The following is a 16,772-nucleotide window of genomic DNA, read 5'->3' as shown; positions in this document are numbered from 1 at the left end:
GCGTGCCGGCGGTGCGGAGTTGTGTATAACGAGATGAGGAAAGGTCGAGGACGATGATGCCGAGGAACTTGCGCGTATGATCGAAGAGAAGTACGGCATTAGCATGGGCCTCGGCGCCGTCGTTGATGCCGAGGACTTCCGTCCGTGGCTGCATGATGCGCGGATCAACGGCGAGATCGGGGATTTCTACTGGAGCCGGTACCGCAGGCTCCTGAACCTCAAGGGACTGCCGAAATCGGTGATCGACGCGACCGACGAGGTGACTGATCGTGTGCTGGACCGCCTCGGTGATCCGAAGAACATGACTCCGTGGAGCCGCCGCGGCATGGTCGTCGGGCACGTCCAGAGCGGCAAGACGGCGAACTACACCGGCTTGATATGCAAGGCTGCCGACGCTGGCTATCGCCTGATCGTAGTGATCGCCGGCATCCACAACAATCTGCGCAATCAAACCCAAGCGCGGATTGACGAAGGGTTCATAGGCCGCGACACCGGACGGCTGGCTCATGCCAACAAGGCGCAACGGCAGAAAATCATTGGGGTCGGCACGTTCGATCAGCGGGAGTTTCCGGTCTCGCTGACCAACACTCTGCGAGATTTCAACAAGGCGACCGCCACCACGAACACAAGCCAGATCGGGCAATACAATGTTCCCGTCGTGCTGGTGATCAAGAAGAATTCCAGCACACTGAAGAATCTGCTGGAATGGCTCAAGGAGCATTCAGTCCATCAAGGTACCCAGATGGTGAGCCAGCCGATGCTGCTGATCGACGACGAAGCCGACAACGCCTCGATCAACACCGCCTATTCCCGCGACGAGGTCACCCGTATCAACGGCCAGATCCGCGAACTGCTCTCGCTGTTCCACCGCAGCTGCTATGTCGGCTACACGGCCACGCCCTTTGCCAACATCTTCATCGATCCGGATACCGACGACGAGGCGCTGAAACAGGACCTCTTCCCACGCCATTTCATTATCGGCCTGGACGCGCCGTCGAATTATTTCGGCGCGCAAAAGGTCTTCCTCGACGCCCGCGACCGGCACGTTCGCCTGATCGACGACAACGAGGACATCCTGCCGATGAAGCACAAGATCGACCATCCGGTCGATGTGCTGCCAGACAGCCTCGTGCGAGCCGTGCGCGCCTTCATCGTCGCCCGGGCAATCCGCAATGCACGGGGCCAGCAGGCGTCGCATGCATCAATGCTGGTCAATGCCTCGCGCTTCACGGATGTTCAGGGGCGGCTACGATCCAAGGTGGCCGATGTCGTCAGCCACATCAGGGACGCGGTTGCGGTCGACGGCGGCAAGGGCCGTGCCGCCCTCCTGCAGAACCCGGAGATCGCGGCCCTCCATGCGGTCTGGGAGGCAGAATACGCAGACGCTGAGGGCGCCGGCTGGTCTGAGGTGCAGGCTCGACTGCACGAGGTTCTGGTTGCCGCAAGGGTCGTCGAGGTCAATGCCTCGAAGCGGTCTCAGCCGCTCGACTATGAGCAGGGTGGCGAACATGGCGTGACTGTCATCGCCGTTGGCGGCTTCTCCCTGTCTCGAGGGTTGACACTGGAAGGGCTGACGATCAGCTACTTCCTGCGGAACTCCATGATGTACGACACGCTCATGCAGATGGGGCGCTGGTTCGGCTATCGGCCGGGCTATGAAGATCTGTGCCGCGTGTGGATCCCCGCGGATGGCGTGGGCTGGTACGCCCACATCCATGAGGCGATGGACGACCTGCAGGCCCAGCTGAAGCGCATGGAGCTGGCGAAGGCCACGCCGGAACAGTTCGGGCTGACCGTTCGCAGCCATCCGGAGTCCCTGATCGTGACCGCACGGAACAAGATGGGGAGCGGGAAAGAGCTGCCGGTCAAGGTGGGGCTCGCCGAAAACCTGATCGAGACAACCCGGATCGTTCTGGATAGCCCGCAGCTGGAGGCCAACATCCGCGCGGGCGAGGGGCTGCTGGCTGCCGCCGTCAAAGCGGGCGTTTTAGTCGTATCGCGTCCGAGGGGATACCTGCTTAAAGGTGTTAGGGTGAATTCGATCATGGATTTCCTTCGGGAGTACCGTACCGAGCTTGGCGTCCGGCCGGTCAATCCCTTGACGGACCCGAAGTTGATCAACGATTACATCGAAGCACGTGCAGCAAGTGAACTTGCAGAGTGGGACATCTTCATCGCCAGTTCCACGCGCAAGGATATGAAGCCGCTGCCATTTGCGGGGCTGGATATCGTTCCTTACGAACTGTCGGTCGATGCAGACCTCGCCAAGAGTGGCGTCCTAGCATTCAGCGGTGCAAGCCGCAGGATTGGTTCAGCCGAGGACGAGAGTGAGGGACTGGAAGAACAGCAGATAACTGATGCGAAGGAAAAATTTCGCCTGTCGCGAGATGACAAGAAGTTGCCCAAGACCGTCAATCCGAGGATCTACAGGCAGGTTTCCGGCAGGCATCCGCTGCTGATCCTGCGTCTCGTCAAACCAAAACTCGACGCTACAAGGTCGGCTGGCGAAGATGTAGAAGGCGTACTCGCATGGGGCCTGTCCTTCCCGTCGAGCCAGATTGGCGGAGGCACCGTCGAATACGTCGTCAACACCATCCGAATGCGCGAGATGTTCGGCGAGGAGGAAATCGAAGAGGAGGCGCTTGGTGATTCCGAATGACAATCCATGGTCGGGCCTCGAGGCCGGAAAAACCGATACGCGACGCGTAGATGCAACAGCACGCTGGAATTGGTTCTGGGCCGTCATGCCGCGCACCGACGTGGCCTTGGTCCTTCAGCTTTCGGACCTTCCGAATCCGGTGCCGGATCTGCCCAAGCTCAGGAATTTGGAAATCCGCTTTCAAACGCTGCCGGGCGGCCCGATCCTCTACATACGCCTCAAGGACAGTGCACAACTCGAACTGTTCGATACTCTCTGCCGCGACGTCATGGCCGCGGGCGAGTTTGCTGGCACCGAGGCCGAGGCGCTTGAACGAGCCATCGGGCGCGCCTTCCGTTGGCACTACCTGCTGCGCGGCGGGAAGCTTGAAGCGTTGGCGGAAGAGGCACAGAAAGGCCTGATCGGTGAAATTGAGGTTCTGAAGCTCCTGATAGCCAGTCTGGGCGCAAAGCCGGCCCTTGCAGCATGGACGGGGCCCTCCGGTGCCCCGAAGGACTTCGAGCTCAAGGCAGGCTGCATCGAGGTCAAGGCAAGACGCGGCGCCTCGAAGCCGTTTGTGAAGATCGCCAATGAGCACCAGCTTGCCGACGTGTCGGATCGCCGTCTCTGGCTGGGAGTACTCGCTGTGGACAAGGTCCAGCCACCCCATGGCCGGACACTGACGGAGTATGTGGACGAGGTGACAGAGCTTCTCGAACGAACGGAGCCATCAGCGATAATGGACTGGGACCTGCATCTTGCCGATGCGGGCTACGATGTACTGCACGACTACTCGCCTTGGCGCTGGATCGTCTCGCCTCCAGAGTTTCATTCCGTCGCAGAAGGATTTCCCCGGATTACCGCTCCCGTCCCGCTTGGGGTTTCGGGGGTGACCTATGCACTCGCGCTGTCGGCCTGCACTCCCTTCAGGACAGACTGGAACGCCGTGCGATCGAATCTCGTCGAGGAGGACCAGCCATGAGCGAGATTCAGGAGTATCACCAGAATCTTATGGCGGACATCCGCCGTGAGGCGGACGCAAGCGGCGTGCTGATGGTCGAGGCATTCTTCGACCAGATGACAGCTCGGCTGACAGAGGCGGGCGAACTCGAAACGGCCGACCGTGCTTTCTACGAGAACGGTGGGGGCACCCAGAGGATCAGGATCGACGGATACGCGGGCGACCCGCGAGACAGCGAAGGGGTTCTTGGCCTTATCGTCTGCGACTTCGCCGACAGTGACGAGCTCCTGACATTTGGCAAGACCGATGTCCCGCCCATCCTCAATCCGCTTATCCGCTTCCTGAAGAAGGCCCGGACCGAGGAGTTTCGCGACGCTCTGAACGAGGTGAACCCTGCATTTCAGATTTCCGACCTGATCATCGCGACGTGGTCGCAGGTCACCAAGGTCAAGCTGATTCTTGTATCAAACCGCCGGTACATCAGCCGCGACGACTCCGTAAAACTGCAGGATCTGGATGACGTTCCGGTAACCTGGTCCGTCTGGGATCTGGCCCGGTTTGAGCGATTCGACCGCTCCGGCCAAGCCCGCGAAGACATGGTCATTGATTTCTTGGGTGACTTCGGCGCTCCGCTTCCAGCGCTCAAAGCTTCGCAGACTGGTGCGGCTCTCGAAAGCTATCTGCTGATCATGCCCGGTCAGCTGGTGGCCGCAATCTATGATCTCTGGGGCGCCCGCCTTCTTGAGGCCAATGTCCGTACCTTCCTTCAGGCCAGGGCCAAGACCAACAAGGGTATCCAGAGAACCATCAAGGAAGAACCGGAACTCTTCTTTCCCTACAACAACGGTCTGTCGGCAACGGCCGAGCATGTGGATTGCGTCCTGACAGATTCCGGCTTGGCAATCTCGTCGATCGGCAACCTCCAGATCGTTAACGGCGCACAGACAACAGGCTCGATCCATGCCGCGCTGAGAACCGCTCGGGAACAGTTGGCAAACGTCTTTGTGCAGATGAAGCTGACGGTCGTACCGCCCGATCGCTCGGAGGAAATCGTGCCGAAGATCTCGGAATATGCGAACACCCAGAACAAGGTCAACGCCGCTGACTTCTTCTCGAACCACCCCTTCCACATCCGGATCGAGCAGTTTTCGCGCAACGTGATTTTTGCCGCGCGCGAGGGAGAACGGCACGACAGCAAATGGTTCTACGAGCGCGCCCGCGGGCAGTACATCAACGAACGTGGCCGACGTACGGGCAGCGACCAGAGGAAATTCGATCTTGAGTTCCCGAAGGAGCAACTGTTCAGCAAGACCGATCTGGCCAAGTTCGAAAACTCGGCGGCCGGGCAGCCCCACATTGTCTCGCGCGGTGCGCAGAAGAACTTCGCGCTGTTCGCCAAGGAAATAGGTGAGACGTGGTCAAAGAACGAGGCGAAGTATGACGAGCTCTGGTATCGCAGGTTAGTCGCGAAGGCCATCATCTTCCGGAAGCTCGAAGCCGAGATTCCAAAACAACCCTGGTACGAGGGGGGCTACCGCGCCAACATCGTAACCTACGCCATGGCAAAGGTCTTCCACGATGCGAACCGGGCCAATGAAGTACTCGACCTCGACACGATCTCGAAACGGCAGATGCTCTCCGACGCCTTGGTTCGAGCCCTGCTGCTGGCGGCAGAAGAAGCTCATAAAGTCATTACGCAGCCCGCTGCGGGCATGCGCAACCTGTCAGAATGGGCCAAGCAACAGGCTTGCTGGAGCGTGCTTGAGGCTCGCAAAATCGATTATGACGGTGACTTTGAGCACTGTCTGATGTCGAAAGAAAATGCAAAGAAGAACGAGCACGACGCCAAGGAGATGCAGCGCGAGATGGCTGGAATCGAGGCTCAATCGCTGGCGGTGAGGCTCGGGGCGGATTTCTGGCACAGGGTGTGGGAGCAAGGGAACGCAGCGCGCGAGCTGACGATGAAGGAAGCGCAGATCCTGAAGGTCTGCGCTTCCCTGCCGCGTCAAATTCCGACCGAAAAGCAGTCCAAGCACGCGATCACCGTTCTCGAACGGCTGAAAGAGCAGGGAGTTCTATCAATCGACCTGACTGACTGCGCATTCCGACGAACGTGACCGCCTGCACCGACGAACGTGACCGGGGGGTCTGCGCGCGAAGCGTGGTGTTCAGATTCTAACCGCGTCGGTCACGATCACGGTCAATTCGAGGCACGGCGCAGGCTTATCCACAGGCGGCCGCCAGCGCGCCTCATACGCTGGCGGGCGGGCGCCTGTGGGTAAGGCGTCTCGCGCGCACGGCCTCATGCCTTTTCCTTTCTTCTCATCGACTCGCCCTTGAGGGCGAGCTTGTGCGCGGCGTGCACGACGCGATCGAGGATCGCATCGGCGAAGGTCGGGTCGCCCAGGTAGGTGTGCCAGTGCTCGATCGGCAGCTGGCTGGTGATCACGGTCGAACGCGTGCCGACGCGGTCGTCGAGCAGCTCCAGCAGGTCGCTTCGCTCCTGCGCCGACGGCGCGGCCAGGCCCCAATCGTCGATGACGATGAGATCCATGCGCGCGAGCTGCATGAGGCGTCGGCTGAAGCTGCCGTCGGCATGCGCGATGCGCAGCTCTTCGAAGAGCCGCGGCAGACGCACGTAATAGGCCGCGAGGCCCTGCCGGCACGCGGCATTGGCGAGCGCGCAGGCGAGCCAGGTCTTGCCGCTGCCGGTGGGCCCGGTGATGAGGCAGTTCTGGTGATGGCGGATCCATTGCCCGGTGCCGAGCGCGGCGATCTGGCTGCGCTCGAGCCCGCGCCCGGCGCGGTAGTCGACGTCCTCCAGGCAGGCTGCAGCGGCTTTGATGCGGGCTGCCTTGAGCAGCCGGTCGATGCGTTTGCCGTCGCGCAGCAGGATCTCGCGATCGATGAGCTGGGCGAAGCGCTCCTCGAAGCTGAGCGCGGTGATGGCGGGCTGGGTGAGCTGCTCCTCGAAGGCGCGCGCCATGCCTTCCAGGCGCAGGGCATGCAGTTGTTGCAGGCTGTGTTGCATCAGCATCGATGTTCTCCGGTGGGTGGAATCAGTGGTAGTAGCGCGCACCGCGCAGGTTCTCGTGCACGGTGGGAAGCGCCAGTTCGGTTTGGCTAGCGGCAGTGGGAGTGGGAGTGGGGAGCGGTGCGCGGTCGAGCCCGCTCTTGAGGATCGAGGCGACGTTGCGGTAACGCATCGCCCCGAGGGTGACGGCGCGGGTCGCCGCGGCTTCGAGCCGTTCGTTGCCGTATTGGCGACCGAGGCGCATCAGCCCGAGGCACGCCCGGTAGCCCTGCTCGGGGTGCGGCATGCGTTCGAGTTGGTGGCTGACCACCTGCTCGGTGTGCGGGCCGACGGTGGCGCCCCAGGCGATGAGTTTGCCGGGCGACCACTGGCGATGCGCCTGATGTGTCAATGCCGATTTAAAACTGACACGCTTTCCCGGCGGTTGCCGATTTAAAACTGATACACCTCTATCCCATTGACATGTGCGACGGAGCGCCCCGAAGGGAGGGCCGAAGGCCCGACCGCAGGGGCGCTCCGTCGCGCGGCCCTCAGCCGGCGACCGCCAGCGCTTGCACCATCCCGGCCTTGCGCTGGTGTTTCAGCCGGTAGCTCTCGCCGCTGATCGGCACGATGTGCGCGTGATGCAGCAGCCGATCCAGTAGCGCCGCCGTGAGCGTCGCATCCTGGGCGAAGGTGCTGTCCCACTGCCCGAACGACAGATTGCTGGTCACGATCAGGCTGCCCCGCTCGTAGCGCGCCGCGATCACCTGGAAGAACAGGTTGGCCTGCTCGCGCGTCATCGGCAGGTAGCCGATCTCGTCGACGATCAACAGCCGGTAGGCGTTGATCGCCCGCTGCATCACGTTCTTGAGCTGGTTGCGCTCATGCGCCAGGACCAGCGTCAGCAGCAGGTCGGCGGCGGTGGTGAAGCGCGTCTTGATGCCGGCCTGCGTGGCGCGGTAGCCCAGCGCGATGGCCAGATGGGTCTTGCCCACCCCGCTGGGGCCCACCAGCACAACGTTCTCGGCACGCTCGACGAAGGCGAGGCTGGCCAACTCCTCGATCTGGCTGCGCTTGAGCCCGCTGGCAAAGCCATAGTCGAAATCCTCCAGCGTCTTGATCGCGGGGAAGCCCGCCAGGCGCGTGAGCATGCTTTGCTTGCGGCTCTGACGACCGGCCGCCTCGGCCCGCAGCAACTGTTCGAGGAAGTCGCTGTAGGCCAGTTGATCGGTGGCCGCCTGCTGGGCCGCTGCGGCATAGCCTTGGGCGGTGAGCGGCAGGCTCAGCGTCTGGCACAGCGCCTGGATCCGTTCGTATTGCAGGTTCATGCGCCGATCTCCTGCGCCTGTTGCAGCGTCTGCAGCAACGCGTCGTAGACGGCCAGCGGATGCTGGGCGGGTTGCGCCGTTTCGAGGTGCGCACGCACGGCGGGCGGGCGCACGGGGCCCTCGTCGTGTGCCGCCTCAGCCTGCGGCCGGGCGCCCTCGATGTCGCCCCGCCACGGCGGTGCCAGCGCCTGCAGCGCAGCCCGTTCGGCCGCCAGCCGCGCTACCGGTTGCTCGCCGGTGGTGCCATGCACGCGCACGTTGGCGACTTCGTCGAGCCAGCGGCGCACCTGCACCGTGGCCGTGGCGGCGTCGAGCACCAGACCGGCCTGCTTGAACTGCGCCACCAGCGGCACGTAGAACGAGCGCCGCAGATAGCCGTTGAAGCGCTCCACCTTGCCCTTGGTCCGTGCCCGATAGGGGCGGCACAGCTTGATCACGAACCCGGCGTGACGGGCGTAGTCCAGAAAGCCGGCGTGGTAGCGGTGCGCGCCTTCGCCGTCGACATCGCGCTCGAGCACCACGGTCTTCATGTTGTCGTACAGCACCTGGCGCACCACGCCCCCGAACGCCGCGAAGCTGCGCTCGTGGCAGCCGATCAGCGTCGTCACCTTCATGTCGGTGACAAACTCGACGTAGCTCATGCGGCTGTAGCCGAGCGTGGCGCAGAACGCGTACAGCGGCTGCGCGCCCTTGCGAAACTCCACCCAGTCGACCTGCATCTGGTGGCCCGGCGCCGTCTCGAAGCGCACCACCGGCTCCGATGGCTGCGCCGGCTTGAGCATGTGCATGAACGCGCGCAGCTGGCTGGCGCCACCCTGATAGCCCTGCGCCACGATCTCACGCATCAGGACCGAGGCCGGAATCCAGTGCGGATGCGCCGCCGCCTGGCGTTCGCGCAAGTACGCCTCGAAGGGCGCCAGCTTCGTCACCCGCTGGACCTTGCGCGCGTAGCGCGGCAGCCCCGGCGACGCCAGGTGCGCACGCACCGTGTTCACCGCACACCCCACCTCGGCGGCGATCCGCCGAAGGCTCAACCCGTGACGCCTCAACAGTTCGATTTCCACATACACCTCGTCTGTGATCACCCGGGCTCCAAATGGCCCGATCTTCTCAACTCGGTGTATCAACTTTCAATCGGCAGCCCGTATCAACTTACATCCGGCAGTGACATGATGGGATGCGGGCATGTGTTCGGTGAGCGTGGAGTAGACGCCGGGCCGGTGGCTTCTCGCATGCACCGCGACGCGACGGCCCGCGGCAAAGCATTCGATGCTGCTCGCGGTGATGCGCAACTCCACCGCTTGGCCGGCGAGCGCATACGGCACGCTGTAGTAATGCCCGTCGAACTCGACGTGGTAATCGATATTGGGCTTGGCCCGTTTCCACTGGGCGAACTGGAACGCGGTGGCGGGCAACGGGCGCAGCGCCGGCCGATCGAGCGTCTCGAACGCTTCGTGGCGCGAGCCTGGCAGGCGCCGGAAGGCACGCGTGTTCAGCGGCTCGAGTAACGCGGCGATCGCCTCGTTCAACTCTCCCAGCGAGAAGAAACGTCGATGCCGCAGCCGCGCCAGAATCCAGCGCTGCACGATCTGTACGCCGACTTCGACCTTGGCCTTGTCCTGCGGCTTGTAGGGGCGCGCGGGCAGGATCGCCACGCCGTAGTGCGCGGCGAACTCGGCGGTGGTGCGCTGCAGTTGCGGCTCGTAGCGGTCGGCCTGCCCGACGAGCGAGCGCGTATTGTCGGGCACCACGAGCTCGGGCACGCCGCCGATGAAGGCCAGCGCCCGGGCGAGCGAGCCCAGCCAGTCGGCCTGCGACTGCGTCGCCGTGGCGCAGGCGAACGTATAGCTCGAGGCGCCGAGCACCGCGACGAAGATCTGCGCGCGCGAAATCTCGCCCGTGTCGGCGTCGACGATCGGCACCGTGTCGCCCGCGTAATCGATGAAGAGTTTCTCGCCGGCGCGGTGCACCTGGCGCATCGAGCGCTTGAGCGTGCGGGCGAACGCGCGGTACAGGTCGCAAAAGCGCGAGTACTGATAGCTCGGCCCGTCGGCCGTCTGCACGTACTCTTCCCACAGCAGCGCCAGCGTGACGTTCTTTCGCTTGAGCCCCTGATGCACCGCCGCCAGATCCGGCGGCACATTCGCGACGCTCGCGCCACGTCCACGCCGGGCGACCCCCAGCACCCGGCGCAACTCGGCCTCGTCGGCCGCCGACAACTCGGCCCACGGCCGGCCGCACTCCTCGGCCGCCTTCACATACTTGGCGACCACTCCTTTGGAAATCGACAGCGCGCGGGCAATGCGCTCATGCGACAGCGCGCAGTCGTATTTGAGCCGTAACAGCTCCCTGATCTTGTGCATGGCAATCCGCTCCGCCGGCATCCTCGGTCTCCGCGCAAAGCGCGCGAGGGTAGCCGGCCTGACAAACGACGTTGCCACGCTTGGCCTCACAAACCCGTTCCGATTTGATCGTGACCATTGATTCCGACATCGTGACCGCCCATTCCGACAACTCGCCGAAATCGGTCACGATCAAATCGGAATCCGCGGTCACGACCGCGGATTCACCGGTCACACTATTTCGGAATCAGCGGTCACGTTGGGTCGGAATCCGCAACTGACCAGATCGGCATCCATGCACCCAGCGCAGGTTGAACGGGCGAGGTGTCTGATTTCGGCAGAAACGAGTTTTTCGCGCAGCGCGAACGAATCAAGCGAAGTATTTACGCGGCCCGGGCGCAGGCCTGTTCATCAAGGATTCCAATCACAATCACTGCAATTTTTCCAGCGAGAAACGGTGGAACAGCGTTCCCGACCTGGTGATACTGCTGCGTCCTGTTCCCCTGAAAAAAGTAATCATCCGGAAAGGTCTGAAGACGGGCAGCCTCACGAACAGTCAGGCTGCGACATTGCGCCGGATCATAGTGAATGAAGTAGTGCCCGTCCTTGGCAATGTGGCTGGTTATTGTGGTCGAAGGCCGATTTTTAAGTTGAACGCGGAAGCGATCTGCAAACTTCCCGCTTTCCCAGTTCTCGTGGTCTGGTGCAAGGCCCTTTAAGGCAAACTCCTCGTGCCCCTTGGGCGATACACCGGTAGCCTCGGCAAAGGCAGCAGCGTAGACGTAGCGCCTCAGATCACTCTCCATGTGCCCACGTGCTTCATGGTTCATGAAGTAACGCAGTTGCCTTGCCACTCCTTGGGCCGTATACCAGGCAGAAAGTGCCTCAGGGCAAAGCTTGGGAGGTTGATAGCGCCTTGATGCTGCACCTGCATTGGCTAGAAAACTGGTTCTGGCTGAAACCGAGCCCAGTACTTCAGCGACGCCGTACAAGCCATGTTTCTTCAATCCGGCTTGTTCCGCCATCTCACGACAGTGCCTGGCAAGGAGTAACGCCCATAGCTTCTCGTCATCTTTACCTCTCGAGATCCGGCTGCGAAGCGGCGGCAAGTCGCCAATGGCCTCAAAGACTGACACCGGAGGGTCTTCCTGAAGAACCGGAAGCTTCCAGCCTGCCCCCTTTGCATTGCAGACATCCTCACGAATTCCCAGAAGGATCACGCGGTGTCTCGCCTGTGGAACTCCGTGCCGCTCGGCGCGCACGATGAAGTCACGGGCGTCTACGTCAGCAGGATTGTCTCCCTGATGAAAGCAGGTGTCAGTCACCAGTGAATGAATCCGGTATCCGCAACCGGCGAGATCCCTCAGGATGCTGTGGAATATTTGTTGTCCTCCCACCTTGGAAGACAGAATCCCCTTGACGTTTTCCATGACAAAAACGTGCGGCCTGTTCTCCGCGATTATTCGCAGATACTCCTTGTAGAGGAAGTGGCGATGGTCATCCTCTGCTTTGTAGTCAGCCTTGCCTTTGTTACGCGCACGGCCTACCAGTGAGTAGGCTTGGCATGGCGGCCCACCAATCAATACCCAAGGTTGGTCAGGGCCAATTTTGTTAGCCTTGATGGCTTTGTCCAGCTCGGCATTACTCTCTTCCTCTCCCAGAGTTAGCCGGAGGGCCTCCTCACAGGCGTTTTCCCATGCCTTTCTCGTTTGGTCGTTCCAGTGCTGGAGAGCTTTCCTGTTCGTTGGCAAGGGATACTCGCCGTTGCACAGCTCGAAGTAAGGCGCTGCGGCGCCTTGTCCCATCCGTTTCAGATTTCGGTAGAAGGCGCGAAGGCGCAGCGTAGCGTGAGCTGAAGACTCCATCTCGGCCGAGACGGCAATCTGAAATGAAGAATGAGAAGAGAAGCCCTCGCCGAGGCCCCCGGGGCCTGCAAAAAGGTCTACGATTTTGATGATTGCTTTGGCTGGCTTGGCCTGCCCTGAGATTTTCTGTTTCATCAAGCCAGGTTACCAGGAATGGCTGATATCGTCGATCCCGCTACGCGCTCGAAGATCATGGCCTCCATACGAGGCAAGAATACCAAGCCTGAGCTTCAGGTTCGCCGGGGCTTGCATCAGCTGGGCGTGCGTTTCAGGCTGCATCGTCGGGATCTGCCCGGCAGCCCCGATCTTGTCTTTCCGAAGTATCGAGCAGCCTTGTTCGTCCACGGCTGCTTCTGGCACCGGCACGACTCCTGCAGGCTGGCTTATACCCCATCTGACAACGGCCACAAATGGGTCGAAAAATTCAAAGCCAACGTCGAGCGCGACAGGAGGCAGATCGCTCTGCTGCAGCAAGCGGGTTGGCGGGTATTCGTGATCTGGGAATGCGCGCTCAGGGCGAACGACTTGAGTGACCTTCTTGTTGCGGTTGCCGCCGAGCTGAAAACCGGCGTGAGCACGTATCGGGAATGGCCGACATCGCCGAATGAGGCACATGGAGCAGTTTGAGTTGCCACGGATTTGCATGATGCTACCAGAATGGTGCCGCGCACAGAATGGGGCACACGGCGATCGACGCGACCCCACGTGGTCAACCTCAGGGCCGTATCGGCACCGTCAAGCGCATTGCAATGGTTCACGCACAGCGATAGAGTAAGGAAACCTTACTTACGGGATTGCCGAGATGCTTGCCAAAATGACTTCCAAGAACCAGCTCACCCTTCCGAAGAGCGTGACCGAGGCGGTCGGTGCCGGCCCTTACTTCGAGGTTGAAGCCCGCAATGGCCAGATCATCCTCACGCCTGTACGCATTCAGCGTGCCGACGCGGTGCGCGCCAAGCTCGCCGAGCTCGACCTTACGGAGCAGGATGTGGCCGATGCCGTCGCGTGGGCGCGCGCGAGCGTAGATTCGCCGCGCGGCAAGCAGTGACGATGGGGCAGATCGAGGGGCGGGACGCGGCGGCCGCCGTGCCGCGCGCGGTGCTCGACACCAACGTGGTGCTGTCCGCGCTGGTTTTCGGCGGCGGGGTTCCCGGTGCGCTGCGAAGGGCGTGGCAGCGTGGGGACTTCCTGCCGCTGGTCTCGCGCGTCACCGCGGCCGAGCTCGTGCGGGTGCTGACTTACCCCAAGTTCAGACTGGGCGCCGCCGAGCAGGAAGAACTGCTCGCCGATTACCTGCCGTTCTGCGAGACGGCCACCATCCCTGATCCGCCGCCGCGCACGCCGGCCTGTCGTGACGCGCATGACCTGCCCTTTCTCGAGCTGGCGATTGCCGGCGACGCGGCTTGGCTCGTGACGGGCGATGCCGACCTGCATGCCGTGGCGGCGGGTTTCATTTGTCCGATCGTCAATGCGGCGTTCTTCCTCGAGCATCTGAGACGACCCGACGCGTAACGGCGGCGACATGGCGCGTCATCGAGGATCAGGACGCATCGGGCGCAATAGGCGATGCGCATTGCGCCCGATGTGCTTCGCTTCTGGCGCGGCGAGCATTCGGACAGGATTTCGAGCGCCTGAGGCCGCGCATCTTCGCGCGCTCGAAACTCAGATGCGCGTAAACAGCGACGCCACTGCCTTGCGAACACTCGCGAGGCTGAACGCGTCCGGCTTGTAGTCGCCCAGCCACTCGAGCGTTTCGCGGTTTTCTTCGCTGTCCGGCCGGGCGAGGGCATCGAGGAGCCGGTAATAGCCCGACACGCCGCCGCAGTCTTCCGGCGGGCAGGCGCGCTTGCCGGCGAGGAGGACGGCGGGCCGCTCGGTCGGCGTCGATGGCAGGCGCTGTTCGATGGTGATGCGGTGGCTCCAGCCGTCGCCGAAGTCGTACAGGTAGCGGAAGGACTTTTTGCGCCCAATCACCTGGCCGAGCTCGACCTCTTCGCTCGGCAAGGCCGGATCGTCCCAAGCCAGCTCGACGTCGGTCGTAGGCCCGATATGGTGGTCGCCGACGATGAACTCGTGAAGATGCTCGTCCTCCCACCCCATTGCCGCCTGCAGGATGTCGTGCAGCTCGGCGAATGTCAGGCTGTTTTCGACTTCCAGGCGGCGCCAGATCGGCGGCTCGATGCCCTCGAGTTCGATGTGCAGCAGCAAGCGCCGTTCCGGGTAGTCTTCGGGCAACGCTGCGAGGCGCTCGTCCACCCGGCCGACGTCGAGCATCTGGTGGAGCAGGCCGATGAGCTCCGAATGGTCGAACTCGGGGTCGCGGGCAAGTTTTGCGGCCCAGAAATCGACTCGCGCCCGCGCTTCGGCCTCCCGCCCCTCGGCGAGCAGCAGCAGGACTTCGAGGTGCGCCAGCGTCGGGTTGTTCGGTGTCAGGCGTTGAGCCTGCCCGAAGGCGGCCCACGCGGCCGGGAAGTCGCCGCGGTCGCAGTTCAGCGTGGCCTCGCGTTGAAATGCAGCGCTCTTCAGCGTCTTGTCCGGCGCACGCTTCAACGTGGCGATGAGCTCAAGCCGCCGGGCTTCGTCGCCGAGGGCGAGCCAGGCGTTGCCCAGCACGTCGGCGGCCAGCTCGGCGCGCTCGTCGAGCCCGCGCACATCGTTGAACACGGGTTCGAGCAAGGCGACGACGTCGTCGAATCGTTCCTGCTCGAACCAGGCCTGCGCCACCATGCCGAGCGCGTGCACCGGCACGCCGAGGGCGCCGATCTCGCCGATACGCTCCTTCGGCAGGCGCTTGAGCACCCGCCCGGCCATCTCGTCCGGGGGCAGCGTGAGGCTCGGCGACTCGACAGCGCCGCAACACTGCTTGTACTTGCGCTGCGAGCCGCATGGGCACGGGGCGTTGCGCTCCGGCTTGTCCATCTTGTACGGCCGGAAGTGGTTGTCGGGAATCGGCGTGTGGTTCCACAGGTCGAGCGCGGCGCGCGTGGCGATGGCGCGGGCGGCCTGATCCACCTGGCTGTCGTCGGCGTCCTCGCCCGCCTCGCTGACGATGGCCTGGGCCAACGGCCGCATCAACTCGCGCAGGCGGGCGTGCAGGGCGTCGAAGGAGTGTGTGTCGAGGATGACCCCGATGCCTTCGTCGATGATGTGGTCGAAGAGTTCATGGAGCGCGTCCAGGGCGTTGGTGTCGTCTTGATGCATGGAGATCGGTTCGTATCGAGTCGGGGGGGGGGGGGCGGCCGAGGAGAGGTTCGCTCGAACGGCTGGCGCCGAACCGAGTCCGTTCCGCACAAGCGTCTGCGCGCGGTATGGCTGCTCGGCACGGACGGGAAGTTTACCGCAGGCGAGCGGGTCGAAGGCGAAAGCTTGCGACGTGCACGAGGGATATTCCGCGGGAACTGGTCGATAAGGAGGATCAGCGCGAGCCGGCCGTGCGGCGAGATTCGCCGCCGAAGGGTCCAGGCGCCCGGAGTGGTCGTCAGCTACACCGACGACCCGGAAATCCAGTCCGGCCGGGCCTTGTCTGCACAGGGCCTGCAGATCGCCGCGGGCGTGCCGCTGCCGTGCGACGAACCGGCGGACTTCCGCACGTTCCGCATCGGCCTCTTCGGCCTGGACAAGCTGCACGACGTCGAGCGCACCGTCCGCTACCTCGACGAGGCGCTGAACCGCGCGGGCTGACCGGTCCGCAGACCGTCGTCCGGTATGGTGAAGAACGCCAGGCCGGACGAGGCGCTACACGAGCACAGCGGTGAGTCTCGCGATGACGTCGCCAAACACGCTCGTCAGCACGACGACTGTGGGCATGCCGTAGCAGAACGCATACATCGAGCGGCGGATCCGGCGCGACGCCGTGTCCAGTTCCATGAAATACGTGCAGACGATGCGCACCTTGATGCTCATCACCAGCGCGATGATCGCCGTCACGCCGAGATCGGGGTCTGCCGTCCCGCCGACGCCGGCGCTGCCGATGCTGAGCAGGACCAGCGTGATCCAGGCGAGATCGAGTTTCCGCGTTTCGCTCATCGTTCGCTCCTCGGTCAGCGCAGCATGTAGAACAGCGGGAAAATCATCAGCCAGATGATGTCGGTCGTGTGCCAGTAGCACGCGAAGGCCTCCAACCCGTCGTGTTCCTCGGCGGTATAGCTGCCAGTGCCCGTACGCACCATGACCCACAGCAGGCCGAGCAGCCCCCAGAACACGTGAACGAGGTGGTTGAAAGTCAGGTAATAGTAGGTGACGAAGAACACGCCCGCATCGCCGTCGAGCCCGTTCGCGAGGTTCCAGCGCACCTCGAAAAACTTGACGAGCGGATAGATCGCGCCGATGACGAAAGCCGCTGCCAGCCAGCGCAGGCAGGCCTGCCGGCGCGCCCTGCGCATTGCCACGAGGCCGCGCGCCACGCAGTAGCCGCTGGTCAGCAGGGCGACGGTATAGGCGGTGCCGGCCAGCAGCGACAACTGCGCGGGGCCGCCACTGAAGCTGCCGGGGTGGTGCGCGCGGGCGATGAAATACACCAGGAACATCAGGACGAACTCGGTGACTTCGCAGTAGATGCCTACCCAGATGGCCTTGTTGCCGGGGATTCGGCCCAGCACTGGCGCATGCAGCGGAAACGTTGC

Annotated in this window: 14 protein-coding genes and 2 pseudogenes; 7 read left to right on the top strand and 9 right to left on the bottom strand. The window is 63.0% G+C overall.

The window, feature by feature from the left end; translation table 11 throughout:
* Positions 1 to 76 precede the first annotated feature (76 nt).
* Genes EBN1_RS18020 through EBN1_RS18010 form a run of 3 tightly spaced genes read left to right on the top strand, consistent with a single transcriptional unit; the run spans position 77 to position 5,716 of the window.
* Positions 77 to 2,659 carry a Z1 domain-containing protein gene (locus tag EBN1_RS18020; RefSeq protein WP_011239410.1) on the top strand — a complete coding sequence of 861 codons (2,583 nt, stop codon included), beginning with the start codon at positions 77 to 79 and terminating at the stop codon, positions 2,657 to 2,659.
* Positions 2,646 to 3,620, top strand: a complete 975-nt coding sequence (locus EBN1_RS18015; protein WP_041646571.1) for a PD-(D/E)XK motif protein — start codon at positions 2,646 to 2,648, stop codon at positions 3,618 to 3,620. The genes EBN1_RS18020 and EBN1_RS18015 overlap by 14 nt, the downstream gene beginning before the upstream one ends.
* Positions 3,617 to 5,716 carry an AIPR family protein gene (locus tag EBN1_RS18010; RefSeq protein WP_011239408.1) on the top strand — a complete coding sequence of 700 codons (2,100 nt, stop codon included), beginning with the start codon at positions 3,617 to 3,619 and terminating at the stop codon, positions 5,714 to 5,716. Before EBN1_RS18015 ends, EBN1_RS18010 begins: the two co-directional genes overlap by 4 nt.
* A gap of 185 nt (positions 5,717 to 5,901) precedes the next feature.
* Here EBN1_RS18010 and istB (EBN1_RS18005) read toward each other — a convergent pair whose 3' ends face one another.
* From istB (EBN1_RS18005) to EBN1_RS17980, 6 genes and pseudogenes are all read right to left on the bottom strand, one after another.
* Positions 5,902 to 6,636, bottom strand: coding sequence for an IS21-like element ISAzo4 family helper ATPase IstB (istB, locus tag EBN1_RS18005; protein ID WP_011235973.1), 735 nt, complete (start codon positions 6,634 to 6,636; stop codon positions 5,902 to 5,904).
* 22 nt (positions 6,637 to 6,658) lie between these two features.
* Positions 6,659 to 7,021: pseudogene (locus EBN1_RS18000) on the bottom strand (IS21 family transposase); the annotation flags it as partial.
* Between the two features lie 142 nt (positions 7,022 to 7,163).
* On the bottom strand, positions 7,164 to 7,943 hold the full coding sequence (gene istB, locus EBN1_RS17995) for an IS21-like element ISAzo17 family helper ATPase IstB (RefSeq protein ID WP_011236051.1): 780 nt from the start codon (positions 7,941 to 7,943) through the stop codon (positions 7,164 to 7,166).
* The gene (istA, locus tag EBN1_RS17990; RefSeq protein WP_011236249.1) at positions 7,940 to 9,028 is read right to left on the bottom strand and encodes an IS21-like element ISAzo17 family transposase; all 1,089 of its coding nucleotides are present in this window, start codon (positions 9,026 to 9,028) and stop codon (positions 7,940 to 7,942) included. The genes istB (EBN1_RS17995) and istA (EBN1_RS17990) overlap by 4 nt, the downstream gene beginning before the upstream one ends.
* 87 nt (positions 9,029 to 9,115) lie before the next feature.
* Positions 9,116 to 10,327 (bottom strand): annotated as a pseudogene (gene istA / locus EBN1_RS17985) (IS21-like element ISAzo4 family transposase); the annotation flags it as partial.
* A gap of 341 nt (positions 10,328 to 10,668) precedes the next feature.
* Positions 10,669 to 12,285 (bottom strand): DNA cytosine methyltransferase, encoded by a 1,617-nt coding sequence (locus EBN1_RS17980; protein ID WP_011239405.1) that lies wholly within the window; start codon positions 12,283 to 12,285, stop codon positions 10,669 to 10,671.
* A gap of 18 nt (positions 12,286 to 12,303) precedes the next feature.
* Between EBN1_RS17980 and EBN1_RS17975 the strand changes: the two genes are divergently transcribed.
* The 3 genes from EBN1_RS17975 (at position 12,304) to EBN1_RS17965 (ending at position 13,662) form a co-directional block, all read left to right on the top strand.
* On the top strand, positions 12,304 to 12,777 hold the full coding sequence (locus EBN1_RS17975; RefSeq protein WP_011239404.1) for a very short patch repair endonuclease: 474 nt from the start codon (positions 12,304 to 12,306) through the stop codon (positions 12,775 to 12,777).
* Positions 12,778 to 12,964: 187 nt separating this feature from the next.
* Positions 12,965 to 13,198, top strand: a complete 234-nt coding sequence (locus EBN1_RS17970; protein WP_241762763.1) for an AbrB/MazE/SpoVT family DNA-binding domain-containing protein — start codon at positions 12,965 to 12,967, stop codon at positions 13,196 to 13,198.
* Between the two features lie 2 nt (positions 13,199 to 13,200).
* Complete coding sequence (locus tag EBN1_RS17965; RefSeq protein WP_049780312.1) at positions 13,201 to 13,662, top strand: putative toxin-antitoxin system toxin component, PIN family; 462 nt, start codon at positions 13,201 to 13,203, stop codon at positions 13,660 to 13,662.
* 150 nt (positions 13,663 to 13,812) lie between these two features.
* Here the strand turns inward: EBN1_RS17965 and EBN1_RS17960 are convergent, their stop codons facing one another.
* Complete coding sequence (locus EBN1_RS17960) at positions 13,813 to 15,351, bottom strand: IS1096 element passenger TnpR family protein (RefSeq protein WP_157866652.1); 1,539 nt, start codon at positions 15,349 to 15,351, stop codon at positions 13,813 to 13,815.
* 270 nt (positions 15,352 to 15,621) lie between these two features.
* On the opposite strand from EBN1_RS17960, the gene EBN1_RS17955 reads away from it, so the two are divergent.
* Positions 15,622 to 15,831: a hypothetical protein gene (locus EBN1_RS17955; RefSeq protein ID WP_041646568.1), complete on the top strand. Its 210-nt coding sequence runs from the start codon at positions 15,622 to 15,624 to the stop codon at positions 15,829 to 15,831.
* Between the two features lie 54 nt (positions 15,832 to 15,885).
* Here the strand turns inward: EBN1_RS17955 and EBN1_RS17950 are convergent, their stop codons facing one another.
* Together EBN1_RS17950 and EBN1_RS17945 are read right to left on the bottom strand one after the other, a co-directional pair.
* Positions 15,886 to 16,176, bottom strand: a complete 291-nt coding sequence (locus tag EBN1_RS17950; protein WP_011239400.1) for a cytochrome C oxidase subunit IV family protein — start codon at positions 16,174 to 16,176, stop codon at positions 15,886 to 15,888.
* A gap of 14 nt (positions 16,177 to 16,190) precedes the next feature.
* Complete coding sequence (locus tag EBN1_RS17945) at positions 16,191 to 16,718, bottom strand: cytochrome c oxidase subunit 3 (RefSeq protein WP_041647624.1); 528 nt, start codon at positions 16,716 to 16,718, stop codon at positions 16,191 to 16,193.
* Positions 16,719 to 16,772: the final 54 nt, after the last annotated feature.

Origin of the sequence: Aromatoleum aromaticum EbN1 (assembly GCF_000025965.1) — a bacterium.
Lineage (GTDB): Bacteria > Pseudomonadota > Gammaproteobacteria > Burkholderiales > Rhodocyclaceae > Aromatoleum > Aromatoleum aromaticum.
Note: the sequence above shows the minus strand (reverse complement) of the source record. Positions and strands in the feature narration are given on the sequence as shown.